Genomic DNA, 13167 nt, shown 5'->3' with positions numbered 1-13167 from the left:
TTGAATTCATTTATCGCGACGCGCTGTTCAGGCTCGCTTTGCTATGGTTATGAGTGCCTTCGACAACGAATGGCCGTTAAGTTGTTCACGGCTGAGCGAATTTTACGGAAAAACTGGAGAAGAGAATGAAAAGCTTTATGTCACGAGCAGCATTGGCTGGTGTGCTGATGGGTGTTTCGGTGCTGGCCAGTGCCGCCACCCCGGCTCCGAAGGGGGCAGAAGTGTTCATCGTATCTCCTGAGGACGGAGCCACGGTCGCGCAAACCTTTACCGTGAATTTCGGCGTCAAGGAAATCGCGCTGGCACCAGCAGGCGATGTCACCAAAAATACTGGCCATCACCATTTGCTGATCGATGTCGACAAACTACCAGCCGCCGGTGCTCCGATTCCAAACGATGCCAATCATATGCACTTCGGCAAAGCTCAGACTCACGCTGAAATCAAACTGGCTCCGGGTAAGCACACCTTGCAGCTCGAACTGGGCGACAGCGGTCACATGCCGTTCGATCCGCCGATCGTGTCGAAGAAAATCACCGTGACGGTGAAGTAACTTTTCCGCAGCCATGAAAAAGCGGCCATGAAAAAGCCGCTATGAAAAAGGGAGCTCCGAGGAGCTCCCTTTTTTGTCGCTCAAGTCGCGATCAGAACAGCACGCGGCAACGAATGGTGCCGTTGATGTGCTGCAGCTTCTCTTGCGCCATTTCCGAGTAATCGGCATCGACGTCGATCACGACGTAGCCGACTTTCTCGTTGGTCTGCAGGAACTGACCGGAAATGTTGATGCCGTTTTCGGCGAAGACCTTGTTGATCTCGCTCATCACACCCGGAATGTTCTCGTGGATGTGCAGCAGACGGTGCTTGCCAGGGTGAGCCGGCAGGGCCACTTCCGGGAAGTTCACGGACGATACCGACGTACCGTTGTCGCTGTACTTGACCAGTTTTTCTGCTACTTCCAGACCGATGTTGGCCTGTGCTTCAGCGGTAGAACCACCGATGTGCGGGGTCAGGATCACGTTGTCCAGGCCACGCAGCGGGCTTTCGAACTCTTCTTCGTTGGAGCGTGGCTCCACCGGGAATACGTCGATGGCCGCGCCGATCAGGTGCTTGTCCTTGATCGCGTCCGCCAGGGCGTCCAATTCGACCACGGTGCCGCGCGCGGCATTGATCAGGATGCCGCCCTTCTTGATGGCGCGGATTTCCTTCTCGCCGATCATCCACTGGGTGGCAGCGGTTTCCGGAACGTGCAGGGTGACGATGTCGGACATGCCCAACAGCTCGTGCAGGTTGCCGACCTGGGTGGCGTTGCCCAGTGGCAGCTTGGTCACGGTGTCGTAGAAGTAAACCTGCATGCCCAGACCTTCAGCCAGGACCGACAGTTGAGTACCGATCGAGCCGTAACCGACGATACCCAGCTTTTTGCCACGGATTTCGAAGGAGTTGGCTGCGCTTTTGATCCAGCCGCCACGGTGGCAGGAAGCGTTCTTCTCAGGGATGCCGCGCAGCAACAGGATCGCCTCGGCCAGCACCAGTTCCGCAACGGAGCGAGTGTTGGAGTACGGCGCGTTGAATACTGCGATACCGCGTTCGCGAGCCGCGTTGAGGTCGACCTGGTTGGTACCGATGCAGAAACAGCCGACAGCCACCAGTTTCTTCGCGTGATCGAAGATCTCTTCGGTCAATTGAGTGCGGGAGCGAATGCCGATGAAGTGAGCATCAGCGATCTTTTCCTTCAGCTGGGCGTCCGGCAGAGAACCTGTGAGGTACTCGATGCTGGTGTAGCCCGCCGCCTTGAGGACGTCGACAGCCGATTGGTGGACGCCTTCGAGAAGAAGGAACTTGATCTTGCTCTTATCGAGAGAAGTCTTGCTCATCTGCGTAAACCTGTGTCCCGGAGAAAAAATGGCAGGGAAGGGAGCAGCCAGAGCTGACCCGGACGGCAGGAAAGCCGTCGCCGCAGAACAGCCTTTGGGCACTATCCTGCGGGGTCGGTATGCTAGCATATGCGACCTGCTAACACTCATTCTGCGACGTGAAGCGTACTCAGGATGACCATGAATTGTTCGAGAGTTCTGTCGATGACCAATCCTGCGCTGATTGATGAGCTGAAGACCCTGGTTGAGCCTGGCAAGGTCCTGACCGACGCCGACTCCCTGAACGCTTACGGCAAGGATTGGACCAAACATTTCGCCCCGGCCCCGACGGCCATTGTGTTTCCCAAGACTATTGAGCAGGTCCAGGCCATTGTCCGTTGGGCCAATGAACACAGGGTTGCGCTGGTGCCATCCGGCGGTCGTACCGGGCTTTCTGCCGCAGCAGTGGCGGCCAATGGCGAAGTGGTCGTGTCCTTCGACTACATGAACCAGATCCTCGATGTGAACCTGACCGATCGCACGGCCGTTTGTCAGCCGGGCGTGGTTACCGAACAATTACAGAACAAGGCTGAAGAGCACGGTTTGTACTATCCGGTGGACTTCGCTTCGGCAGGTTCCAGCCAGATTGGCGGCAATATCGGCACCAATGCCGGCGGGATCAAGGTGATTCGCTACGGCATGACCCGCAACTGGGTGGCCGGCATGAAAGTCGTCACCGGCAAGGGCGATCTGCTGGAGCTGAACAAAGACCTGATCAAGAACGCCACCGGCTACGACCTGCGTCAGCTGTTCATCGGCGCCGAAGGCACGCTGGGCTTTGTCGTCGAAGCCACCATGCGTCTGGACCGTGCGCCGAAAAACCTCACCGCGATGGTCCTCGGCACTGCCGATTTCGATTCGATCATGCCGGTATTGCACGCGTTCCAGGGCAAACTTGACCTGACAGCGTTCGAATTCTTCTCCGACAAAGCCCTGGCCAAGGTCATGGCGCGCGGCGATGTGCCGGCGCCGTTCGAATCCGACTGCCCGTTTTATGCGCTGCTGGAATTCGAAGCGACCACCGTCGATGTGGCCAACCACGCCCTGGAAACCTTCGAGCACTGCGTCGAGCAGGGCTGGGTGCTGGACGGCGTGATGAGCCAGAGCGATACCCAGTTGCAGAACCTCTGGAAGCTGCGCGAGTACATCTCCGAAACCATTTCCCACTGGACGCCGTACAAAAACGACATTTCGGTCACTGTGTCGAAAGTCCCAGCGTTCCTGAAGGAAATCGACGCGATCGTCGGCGAACACTACCCAGACTTCGAAATTGTCTGGTTCGGCCACATCGGCGACGGCAACCTGCACTTGAACATCCTCAAGCCGGATAACCTGAGCAAGGACGAGTTCTTCGCCAAATGCGCCACCGTCAACAAGTGGGTGTTCGAAACCGTCGAGAAGTACAACGGTTCGATTTCCGCCGAACATGGCGTGGGCATGACCAAGCGTGATTACTTGACCTACAGCCGCTCACCGGTTGAGATCGAGTACATGAAAGCCGTCAAAGCGGTGTTCGACCCGAATGGCATCATGAACCCGGGCAAGATTTTCGCTGTTTGATTCTTCGAACTTTAAGAGCACGAAGCAGGAGTCGGTCAATGAGCTATCAGCACCAGTATGTCGACGGAACGCGTATTCATTTCCCGCTGGGGAAAGTGGTGTGCATCGGCCGTAACTACGCCGAACACGCCAAGGAACTGGACAACCCGGTGCCCACCGAACCACTGCTGTTCATCAAGCCCGGCAGCTGCGTGGTGCCACTGGAAGGCAGCTTCAGCATTCCGACCGAGCGCGGTTCGGTGCATTACGAAGCAGAAATAGCGGTGCTGATCGGCAAGCCATTGTCGACCAAGCCGAGCCGCGAAGAAGTGCTGGATGCCATCTCCGGCTTCGCCCCGGCCCTGGACCTGACCCTGCGCGACAAGCAGGCCGAGCTTAAAGCCAAGGGCCTGCCGTGGGAAATCGCCAAGTGCTTCGACGGTGCGGCGGTGATTGCGCCATTCGTGGCCGGCAGCACGTTTGCTGATCTGACCGACATAGGCATCCGCCTGACCATCAATGACGAAGTCCGTCAGGATGGCAACAGCAAGGACATGCTCAATCCGATCGTGCCGATGATCCAGTACATGGCCGGCTGCTTCTCGCTGCAGGCCGGTGACGTGATCCTCACTGGCACGCCGGTGGGCGTTGGCCCGCTGAATGTCGGTGACGAACTGGTGCTCGAATTGCCGGGTGTCAGCCGCTTTACCAGTAGCGTTCTCTAAAAAGCAAAAGATCGCAGCCTGCCGCAGGCTGCGATCTTTTGATCTTGACTGCCCACACAGGGCAATCCGGCCATTTCCCGTTTTTTTCACATTTTGTCTGGATAATTCCGGGGCTTATGGCATCTGAGCCTGTCCCAATGTGCTATTACCCATAGCCTGAATTTCTGGAACGCATCCCTGAATGGCCATCGAATCGCTGCCCAAGCTGAAAACTGCCCGCCGCTCGCGCTTTGTCATGCGTTGGTATTCCTGGCTTTTACTGGTGGCGGTCGCTGCTTATGGCCTTGCGTTTGCGATGCATTGGGATGATCGCGGTGTGCTCTGGGTGAAGGAACGCTTCGAAAGCCCTGCCGAACGCAAAGAGAGTGTTTGGCTACCGGACTATCGGGCGGTGATCGACGCCAAACTGCTGCCGGGCATGGAGAAGGACGAAGCGTCGGACGTGTCTTACGACCCGCAGACCAAAACCCTGTTCTCCGTGATGGGCAAGAACCCGTTCCTGGTCGAGCTGACGTTGCAGGGCGACGTGTTGCGCAAAATGCCGCTGGTGGGTTGGAGCAACCCGGAAGGGGTGACGGTAATGGGCAATGGTTTGCTGGCGATTACCGATGAGCGCCAACACCTGCTCTCGATCGTCAAGGTCGATGCCGATACGCGCGAGCTGAACATCGCCAATTTCCCGAAATACGATCTTGGTCCCTCGAAAAACCAGAATAAAGGCTTCGAAGCCGTCGTCTGGGATGCCCGTCGCCAGCAACTGCTGCTGGGTGAAGAGCGTCCACCAGCGCTGTTCAGCTGGAAAAGCGATGGCAGCCAGATCCTCAAGGGTGACAAGCAAAAACTTTCCAGCGACGCACTGGATGTCCGTAACCTGTCGGCCCTGGCCATCGATCCGCGCACCGGCCACACCCTGGTGCTGTCCGCCGACTCTCACTTGTTGCTGGAACTGGACGAGAAGGGTGAGCAAGTCAGTTTCATGACCTTGCTCGGAGGGTTCAATGGTCTGAAGAAAACCATTCCCCGTGCCGAAGGCGTCACCATGGACGAAGCAGGCACGCTGTACATGGTGAGCGAGCCGAACCTGTTCTACCGCTTCGAAAAGCAACAGGTTCGGTAGTTGCGGTAGAAGGTCGCGGGCCATTAGGGTTTTAATTCAGGCAGCCGTGGTGTTTCATCCGCCCGTCCTGTTTCCGAGTTTGCCTGAATGCGTCGACTTGTCCGCCCCAAACCCCTGATGCTGATCCTGTCGGTCATTGCGCTGATCGTGCTGATTGCTGTCGGTCAGTACCAGCGCCTGTTCGAGCGCAGCTGGTTCAATGTGCAGGCGCTATGGCAGCCGATGAATGCCCAATCCATTGGCCTGGACCAGTATCAGGTGGCGATCGAGGCGCGAGTCATTGACGGTCTGGACGACGATGTTTCAGCGCTGACCTTCGATCCCGTGCGCAAAAGTCTGTTCACGGTCTCTCACAAAAACGCCGAGCTGATCGAGTTGTCCCTGGAAGGCAAAATCCTGCGGCGTGTGGCGCTGGTCGGGTTCGGCGACCCGGAGGCAGTGGAGTTCATCAGCGCCGACACTTACGTGATCACCGATGAGCGCGAGCAACGGCTGATCAAGATTCATCTGCGCAAGGGCACGACGTTCCTCGATGCCGCGGACGCCGAGCAGATGACCCTCGGCGTGCACATGAGTGGCAACAAGGGTTTTGAAGGGTTGGCCTATGACTCGGTGGGCAAGCGCTTGTTCGTCGCCAAGGAGCGCGACCCGATGCTGATCTACGAAGTGCAGGGCTTTCCCCATTACAACCCGGAGAAATTCTACGCAGTGCATGTGGTGAACAATCCCAAGCGCGATGCCGGAATGTTCGTGCGAGACCTGTCGAGCCTGCAGTACAACGAGCGCAGCGGCCATTTGCTGGCGCTGTCCGATGAGTCGCGGTTGATTCTCGAGCTGGATGTGGACGGGCGACCGCTGAGCACCCTGTCACTGAGTAAGGGTCGTCAGGGATTGCACAAGCCAGAAGGCATTGCCATGGATGACGACGGCACCCTGTACCTCGTCAGCGAGCCGAACCTGTTCTATGTCTTCAAAAAACCGTCGCAACCCTGACCAACATCCCAAAACTAAATTGTAGGAGCGAGCAAGCTTCGCTCCTACAAATGGGTGTGGCATCAGGCCTTGAGGGTTTTCACGCCTTCGCTCGTGCCCAGCAGCAGCAAGTCCGCCGGGCGGGCCGCGAACAAACCGTTGGTGACCACGCCGACGATGGCGTTGATCTGTGCTTCCAGCTCCACCGGGTTGGTGATCTGCATGTTGTGCACGTCAAGGATGATGTTGCCGTTATCGGTCAGCACGCCTTCACGGTAAACCGGGTCGCCGCCCAGCTTCACCAGTTCGCGGGCCACGTGGCTGCGAGCCATCGGGATCACTTCCACCGGCAATGGGAACGCACCGAGCACCGGCACCAGCTTGCTGGCGTCGGCGATGCAGATGAAGGTCTTGGCCACGGCCGCCACGATCTTCTCGCGGGTCAGGGCTGCACCGCCGCCTTTGATCAGGTGCAGGTGCTCGTCGCTTTCATCGGCGCCGTCGACGTAGAACTCCAGATCGCTGACGGTATTGAGCTCATACACCGGAATGCCATGGCCCTTGAGGCGCGCGGCGGTGGCTTCGGAACTGGCCACTGCGCCGTCAAATGCGCCTTTGTGCTTGGCCAGGGCGTCGATGAAGCAATTGGCGGTAGAGCCGGTGCCGACCCCGACGATGCTCTTGTCATCGAGTTTCGGGAGGATGAAGTCGACGGCGGCCTGAGCCACTGCCTGTTTGAGTTGATCCTGGGTCATGCGGGCTCCGAGGTGCCGAAGAGGGGGACGAAAGGCCGGCATTATAGGCCTCGCGATGTGGAAGGTCATTGCCAGTGTGTCGAATGGAGACGAGGGGGGGGCTTGTCTGTGGCGAGGGAGCTTGCTCCCGCTCGGCTGCGCAGCAGTCGTAAAGCCTGCCAATGCAATGTGTTTGAAGAAACGGGTCGCTTGTTTTGGGGAGCGCTTCGCACTCCAGCGGGAGCAAGCTCCCTCGCCACAATGGCTAAAACCACCTGTTTAGTGTGGTCGCACGCCCAAAAGCCGGGTTAGACTCCTTGGCCCTGCCCAACCCGTTCAGTGATGCTTTCCGATGCTCGAACAGTACGTCAAAAAGATCCTCACCTCGCGCGTTTATGACGTTGCCGTAGAAACCCCATTGCAGACTGCTCGCCAGCTCTCCGAGCGGCTGGGCAACGAGATTTGGCTCAAGCGTGAAGACTTGCAGCCGGTGTTCTCGTTCAAGATTCGCGGCGCTTACAACAAGCTGACGCAACTGAGCGATGAAGAGCGAGCGCGTGGCGTGGTCACCGCTTCGGCGGGCAACCATGCGCAAGGCCTGGCCCTGGCAGCCAAAGTGCTGGGCGTGAAAGCGACCATCGTGATGCCCAAGACCACCCCGGAGATCAAGGTCGAAGGCGTGCGTTCGCGCGGCGGCAAAGTGGTACTGCACGGCGATTCGTTCCCGGAAGCCCTGGCCTACTCGCTGAAACTGGTCGACGAAAAAGGCTACGTCTACATTCACCCCTACGACGATCCCCACACCATTGCCGGGCAGGGCACGGTGGCCATGGAGATTCTGCGCCAGCACCCGGGGCGCCTGGATGCGATCTTCGTTCCGGTGGGCGGCGGCGGATTGATCGCCGGGATTGCGGCGTACGTGAAATACCTGCGTCCGGACATCAAGATCATCGGTGTCGAACCGGATGATTCCAACTGCCTGCAAGCCGCCATGGCGGCCGGCGAGCGCGTGGTGTTGCCGACCGTGGGCCTGTTTGCCGATGGCGTCGCGGTGGCGCAGATCGGCCAGCACACCTTCGATATCTGCAAAGACTACGTTGATGAAGTGATCACCGTCAGCACCGATGAAATCTGTGCGGCGATCAAGGATATCTACGACGATACCCGCTCGATCACTGAACCTGCCGGCGCCTTGGGCGTCGCCGGGATCAAGAAGTACGTCGAGCAACGTGGCGTCACCGGCCACACCTTCGTGGCCATTGATTCCGGCGCCAACGTCAATTTCGACCGCCTGCGACACGTCGCCGAGCGTGCCGAACTGGGCGAGGGCCGCGAAGCCATCATCGCCGTGACCATCCCCGAGAAACCGGGCAGTTTCAAGGCGTTCTGCGAAGCCATCGGCAAGCGCCAGATCACCGAATTCAACTACCGCTACAACACCGGCAGCGAAGCGCACATTTTTGTCGGCGTGCAGACCCATCCGGAAAACGACCCGCGCAGTGCGCTGCTCGCCAGCCTGACCGAGCAGGGTTTCCCGGTGCTCGACCTGACCGATAACGAACTGGCCAAGTTGCACATTCGCCACATGGTTGGCGGGCGTGCCGCCCAGGTGGTCGATGAGGTGGTGCTGCGCTTCGAGTTCCCGGAGCGTCCGGGTGCGTTGTTCAACTTCCTCAACAAGCTCGGTGGGCGCTGGAATATTTCGATGTTCCACTACCGCAACCACGGCGCGGCGGATGGCCGTGTGGTCGCGGGCCTGCAAGTGCCCCACGACGAGCGTCATCTGGTACCGGCGGCGCTGGAAGAAATCGGCTACCCGTACTGGGACGAAAGCGACAACCCGGCCTATCAGCTGTTTCTTGGCTGAGCGGCTACGCTGATGGGCAGCCTATAAGGAAATCGAACAATGGAAACGTTAATCGCCCTCAAAGTCGCGCATGGCGTGGCGACGGTGCTGCTGTTGATCAGCGCACTGGGGCTGGCAATCTGGGTCTGGCGCACTCGTCGTAACGGTGATACGACGGCGCCTGCGCGTACCTTGCAGCGACCGCAGGTGTTCATCTGGCTGTTGATGGGCCTGGCGCTGTTGAGCATGCCGTTCACCGGCTGGTGGATGGTGCATCTGGTGGGCTGGCCGTTGGGGCAGACCTGGTTGCTGGCGTCCAGTGTGCTGTACACCGTGGCGGTGCTGGGCTGGTTCTGGCTGCTGGTGCGGCTCAATCGGCTGCGCAAGGCGCCTTCGGCGGGCAATGGGAAGTTTACGTTGGCGTTGGCGTTGTTCAGTTTTGTCTGCTTGATCGCCATTGCGGGGTTGATGGGGGCCAAGCCGGTTTAAGGCTTGAAACCAGGGATGCCCCGAAAAGATCGCAGCCTTCGGCAGCTCCAGAGTTTGGCGTACACCTGTAGGAGCTGCCGAAGGCTGCGATCTTTTGATGTTCAATCGCGCAACGAAATTACCGGCCAGCCACGTTTCTCGGCCTCGGCCCGCAAGTTAGGGTCCGGATCGACCGCGATCGGATTCGTCACTTGCTCCAGCAACGCCAAGTCGTTCATCGAGTCGCTGTAGAAATAACTGTCTTCCAGGCTGTGGCCGGTTTCTTCCAGCCAACGATTCAACCGGGTCACCTTGCCTTCACGGAAGCACGGGATATCGGTGCTGCGCCCGCTGTAGCGGCCGTCGATCATTTCGCATTCGGTGGCGATCAGGGTTTCAACGCCTAAACGCGTGGCGATCGGCCCGGTCACAAAGCGGTTGGTGGCGGTGATGATGACCAGCTTGTCGCCGGCCTCACGGTGTTGGGCCAGCAGTTCGAGGCCTTTGGGCAGCACGAGCGGTTCGATGCAGTCGCGCATGTAATCCAGGTGCCATTGATCCAGTGTCGCCATTTCGGTGCGACCAAGGACTTCCAGGCAGAAGTTCAGGTAGGCGGCCTGATCCAGCTTGCCGGCCAGGTAGTCCTGATAGAACTCGTCGTTGCGTGCCTTGTAGGCGACGGCGTCGAGGAAACCGCGTTCGCACAGATAATCGCCCCAGGCGTGGTCACTGTCGCCGCCCAGAAGCGTGTTGTCCAAGTCGAATAAAGCCAGCCGCATTGCAGTTACTCGCTGAAAAGTCTGTAGAAAGGTCTCCAGAATACGGACTTTTCACAAGAGTGCACATAAGGTAGGTCGGCTCGTTGCTGCTTTCACAACCTTTGTGGAACAATGCGGCGACATGCGTTTGCGAGGTTGTTGCCGTGATCGACCCCGATGGTTTCCGCCCCAATGTCGGGATCATTCTGACGAATGATGCTGGCCAGGTGCTATGGGCTCGCCGAATCAATCAAGATGCCTGGCAGTTTCCACAGGGCGGGATCAACCCCCAGGAGACGCCGGAAGACGCCTTGTACCGCGAGTTGAACGAAGAAGTGGGCCTGGAGCGCGAAGATGTTGAAATTCTCGCCTGCACCCGGGGCTGGTTGCGTTATCGTTTGCCGCAACGTCTGGTCAGAACGCACAGCCAACCGCTGTGCATCGGCCAGAAACAGAAATGGTTTCTCCTGCGCCTGATCTCCAACGAGCAGCGGGTGCGGATGGATTTGACCGGTAAACCGGAGTTCGATGGCTGGCGCTGGGTCAGCTATTGGTATCCGTTGGGCCAGGTGGTGACATTCAAGCGCGAAGTGTATCGACGCGCTCTCAAAGAGCTTGCCCCGCGCCTTTTAGCGCGCGACTGACGACGGAGTTCGACCCCGAGCCATGCTCAATACGCTGCGCAAGATCGTCCAGGAAGTTAACTCCGCCAAGGATCTCAAGGCGGCGTTGGGGATTATTGTGTTGCGCGTCAAAGAGGCCATGGGCAGCCAGGTCTGCTCGGTCTACCTGCTTGATCCAGAGACCAACCGCTTCGTGCTGATGGCCACCGAGGGCTTGAACAAGCGCTCGATCGGCAAAGTCAGCATGGCACCCAACGAAGGTCTGGTCGGCCTGGTCGGCACGCGTGAAGAACCCCTGAACCTCGAAAACGCCGCGGATCACCCGCGCTACCGTTACTTCGCCGAGACCGGTGAAGAACGCTACGCGTCGTTCCTCGGGGCGCCGATCATTCACCACCGCCGCGTCGTCGGCGTGTTGGTCATTCAACAAAAGGAACGCCGCCAGTTCGATGAGGGTGAAGAAGCCTTCCTCGTGACCATGAGCGCGCAGCTCGCCGGCGTTATCGCCCACGCCGAGGCCACCGGTTCGATCCGTGGCCTGGGCCGTCAGGGCAAAGGCATTCAGGAAGCAAAGTTCGTCGGCGTACCGGGTTCGCCGGGCGCGGCGGTAGGCACCGCGGTCGTCATGCTGCCACCGGCCGATCTGGATGTGGTGCCGGACAAGACCATCACCGACATCGATGCAGAACTTGGGTTGTTCAAGACGGCCATCGAAGGCGTGCGCGCCGACATGCGTGCCTTGTCCGCCAAGCTGGCGACCCAGCTGCGGCCTGAAGAGCGGGCGCTGTTCGACGTCTACCTGATGATGCTCGATGATGCCTCGCTCGGCAGCGAAGTCACCACCGTGATCAAGACCGGTCAGTGGGCCCAGGGCGCATTGCGTCAGGTGGTTACCGATCACGTCAACCGTTTCGAACTAATGGACGACGCCTACCTGCGTGAGCGCGCCTCGGACGTCAAAGACCTCGGTCGCCGTTTGCTCGCCTACTTGCAGGAAGAGCGGCAGCAGACGCTGGTCTACCCCGACAACACCATTCTGGTCAGCGAAGAACTGACGCCGGCGATGCTCGGCGAGGTGCCGGAAGGCAAGCTGGTGGGCCTGGTGTCGGTACTTGGTTCCGGCAACTCCCACGTGGCGATCCTGGCGCGCGCCATGGGTATTCCGACGGTGATGGGCCTGGTCGACCTGCCGTACTCCAAGGTCGACGGCATCCAGATGATCGTCGACGGCTACCACGGCGAGGTCTACACCAACCCGAGTGACGTGCTGCGCAAGCAGTTCGCCGACGTGGTCGAGGAAGAGAAACAACTGGCCCTCGGGCTGGATGCATTGCGCGACCTGCCGTGCGTAACGGTCGATGGCCACCGCATGCCGCTGTGGGTCAACACCGGCCTGCTGGCGGACGTGGCGCGGGCGCAGAAGCGCGGTGCCGAGGGCGTGGGTCTGTACCGGACCGAAGTGCCGTTCATGATCAACCAGCGTTTCCCGAGTGAAAAGGAACAACTGGCGATCTATCGCGAGCAACTCGCCGCGTTCCATCCGCAACCAGTGACCATGCGCAGCCTGGACATTGGCGGTGACAAGGCGCTGTCGTACTTTCCGATCAAGGAAGACAACCCGTTCCTCGGCTGGCGCGGCATTCGCGTGACCCTCGACCACCCGGAAATCTTCCTGGTGCAGACCCGCGCAATGCTCAAGGCCAGCGAAGGCCTGAACAACCTACGCATTCTGTTGCCGATGATTTCCGGCACCCATGAACTGGAAGAAGCCTTGCACCTGATCCACCGGGCCTGGGGCGAAGTCCGCGACGAAGGCACCGACGTGCCGATGCCGCCGGTTGGCGTGATGATCGAGATTCCGGCGGCGGTGTACCAGACCAAGGAACTGGCGCGGCAAGTGGACTTCCTGTCGGTCGGCTCCAACGACCTGACCCAGTACCTGTTGGCCGTGGACCGAAACAACCCACGGGTGGCCGACCTCTACGACTACCTGCACCCGGCGGTGCTGCAAGCCCTGCAGAGCGTGGTGCGCGATGCGCATGCCGAAGGCAAACCGGTGAGTATCTGCGGCGAAATGGCCGGTGACCCGGCGGCGGCGGTGCTGTTGATGGCAATGGGCTTCGACAGCCTGTCGATGAACGCCACCAACTTGCCGAAAGTGAAGTGGATGCTGCGTCAGATCAACCTGAGTAAGGCCAAGGAGCTGCTGGCGGAGCTGATGACCATCGACAACCCGCAAGTTATCCACAGCTCACTGCAACTGGCGCTGAAGAACCTTGGGTTGGCGCGGATGATCAATCCGGCTTCGGTCAAGACCCTCTAGGTCCGCGGCGGCCCTTGTGGCGAGGGAGCTTGCTCCCGTTCGGCTGCGAAGCAGTCGTGATTCAGCCGATGCGATCTTTATGAAAGAACGCATCGGCCGGATCGGGAGCGCTTCGCGCTCCAGCGGGACGGTGCGGCGATCCGACAAGCTC

The 13167-nt window shown here is 59.4% G+C and carries 12 protein-coding genes; 9 read left to right on the top strand and 3 right to left on the bottom strand.

All coding sequences use genetic code 11. The features are described 5' to 3' along the window. Positions 1–125 precede the first annotated feature (125 nt). A complete protein-coding gene (locus ACCC96_RS11750; protein WP_413695885.1) occupies positions 126–551 on the top strand; it encodes a DUF4399 domain-containing protein in 426 nt (141 codons plus the stop codon). A gap of 91 nt (positions 552–642) precedes the next feature. Here the strand turns inward: ACCC96_RS11750 and serA are convergent, their stop codons facing one another. Continuing rightward, the gene (serA, locus tag ACCC96_RS11745) at positions 643–1872 is read right to left on the bottom strand and encodes a phosphoglycerate dehydrogenase (RefSeq protein ID WP_018928647.1); all 1230 of its coding nucleotides are present in this window, start codon (positions 1870–1872) and stop codon (positions 643–645) included. Positions 1873–2076: 204 nt separating this feature from the next. Between serA and ACCC96_RS11740 the strand changes: the two genes are divergently transcribed. The 4 genes from ACCC96_RS11740 (at position 2077) to ACCC96_RS11725 (ending at position 6285) form a co-directional block, all read left to right on the top strand. After that, positions 2077–3471, top strand: coding sequence for an FAD-binding oxidoreductase (locus ACCC96_RS11740; RefSeq protein ID WP_019650186.1), 1395 nt, complete (start codon positions 2077–2079; stop codon positions 3469–3471). Between the two features lie 38 nt (positions 3472–3509). After that, positions 3510–4175, top strand: a complete 666-nt coding sequence (locus ACCC96_RS11735) for a fumarylacetoacetate hydrolase family protein (RefSeq protein WP_413695884.1) — start codon at positions 3510–3512, stop codon at positions 4173–4175. Between the two features lie 181 nt (positions 4176–4356). Then, a complete protein-coding gene (locus tag ACCC96_RS11730) occupies positions 4357–5292 on the top strand; it encodes an SdiA-regulated domain-containing protein (protein ID WP_019650188.1) in 936 nt (311 codons plus the stop codon). Between the two features lie 87 nt (positions 5293–5379). Beyond that, on the top strand, positions 5380–6285 hold the full coding sequence (locus tag ACCC96_RS11725; RefSeq protein WP_413695883.1) for an SdiA-regulated domain-containing protein: 906 nt from the start codon (positions 5380–5382) through the stop codon (positions 6283–6285). 62 nt (positions 6286–6347) lie between these two features. Here ACCC96_RS11725 and rpiA read toward each other — a convergent pair whose 3' ends face one another. Beyond that, complete coding sequence (rpiA, locus tag ACCC96_RS11720) at positions 6348–7019, bottom strand: ribose-5-phosphate isomerase RpiA (RefSeq protein WP_018928652.1); 672 nt, start codon at positions 7017–7019, stop codon at positions 6348–6350. Positions 7020–7350: 331 nt separating this feature from the next. Between rpiA and ilvA the strand changes: the two genes are divergently transcribed. Next, positions 7351–8865 carry a threonine ammonia-lyase, biosynthetic gene (ilvA, locus tag ACCC96_RS11715; RefSeq protein ID WP_018928653.1) on the top strand — a complete coding sequence of 505 codons (1515 nt, stop codon included), beginning with the start codon at positions 7351–7353 and terminating at the stop codon, positions 8863–8865. 39 nt (positions 8866–8904) lie between these two features. Continuing rightward, entirely contained in the window at positions 8905–9333 is a 429-nt protein-coding gene (locus ACCC96_RS11710) for a DUF2269 domain-containing protein (RefSeq protein ID WP_413695882.1), read from the top strand. A 101-nt stretch (positions 9334–9434) separates the two neighbouring features. On the opposite strand, the gene ACCC96_RS11705 is transcribed toward ACCC96_RS11710, so the two are convergent. Then, positions 9435–10091 (bottom strand): HAD family hydrolase, encoded by a 657-nt coding sequence (locus ACCC96_RS11705; protein ID WP_018928655.1) that lies wholly within the window; start codon positions 10089–10091, stop codon positions 9435–9437. Between the two features lie 143 nt (positions 10092–10234). Between ACCC96_RS11705 and ACCC96_RS11700 the strand changes: the two genes are divergently transcribed. Both ACCC96_RS11700 and ptsP read left to right on the top strand, forming a co-directional pair. Next, entirely contained in the window at positions 10235–10714 is a 480-nt protein-coding gene (locus ACCC96_RS11700) for an RNA pyrophosphohydrolase (protein ID WP_007897732.1), read from the top strand. Between the two features lie 22 nt (positions 10715–10736). Next, on the top strand, positions 10737–13016 hold the full coding sequence (ptsP, locus tag ACCC96_RS11695; protein ID WP_018928656.1) for a phosphoenolpyruvate--protein phosphotransferase: 2280 nt from the start codon (positions 10737–10739) through the stop codon (positions 13014–13016). Positions 13017–13167 lie beyond the last annotated feature (151 nt).

Origin of the sequence: Pseudomonas sp. Pseusp11, from assembly GCF_047304405.1 — a bacterium.
In the GTDB taxonomy this organism is placed as follows: Bacteria; Pseudomonadota; Gammaproteobacteria; order Pseudomonadales; family Pseudomonadaceae; genus Aquipseudomonas.
This window is presented reverse-complemented; position numbering and strand designations above follow the sequence as displayed.

Bases quoted from the DNA above. Each gene is read 5' to 3' on its own strand.
- ACCC96_RS11735 (WP_413695884.1), top strand. From the start codon at position 3,510: ATGAGCTATCAGCACCAGTATGTCGACGGAACGCGTATTCATTTCCCG.
- ACCC96_RS11730 (WP_019650188.1), top strand. From the start codon at position 4,357: ATGGCCATCGAATCGCTGCCCAAGCTGAAAACTGCCCGCCGCTCGCGC.
- ACCC96_RS11705 (WP_018928655.1), bottom strand. From the start codon at position 10,091: ATGCGGCTGGCTTTATTCGACTTGGACAACACGCTTCTGGGCGGCGAC.
- ilvA (WP_018928653.1), top strand. From the start codon at position 7,351: ATGCTCGAACAGTACGTCAAAAAGATCCTCACCTCGCGCGTTTATGAC.
- ACCC96_RS11710 (WP_413695882.1), top strand. From the start codon at position 8,905: ATGGAAACGTTAATCGCCCTCAAAGTCGCGCATGGCGTGGCGACGGTG.
- ACCC96_RS11725 (WP_413695883.1), top strand. From the start codon at position 5,380: ATGCGTCGACTTGTCCGCCCCAAACCCCTGATGCTGATCCTGTCGGTC.
- rpiA (WP_018928652.1), bottom strand. From the start codon at position 7,019: ATGACCCAGGATCAACTCAAACAGGCAGTGGCTCAGGCCGCCGTCGAC.
- ptsP (WP_018928656.1), top strand. From the start codon at position 10,737: ATGCTCAATACGCTGCGCAAGATCGTCCAGGAAGTTAACTCCGCCAAG.
- ACCC96_RS11740 (WP_019650186.1), top strand. From the start codon at position 2,077: ATGACCAATCCTGCGCTGATTGATGAGCTGAAGACCCTGGTTGAGCCT.
- ACCC96_RS11750 (WP_413695885.1), top strand. From the start codon at position 126: ATGAAAAGCTTTATGTCACGAGCAGCATTGGCTGGTGTGCTGATGGGT.
- serA (WP_018928647.1), bottom strand. From the start codon at position 1,872: ATGAGCAAGACTTCTCTCGATAAGAGCAAGATCAAGTTCCTTCTTCTC.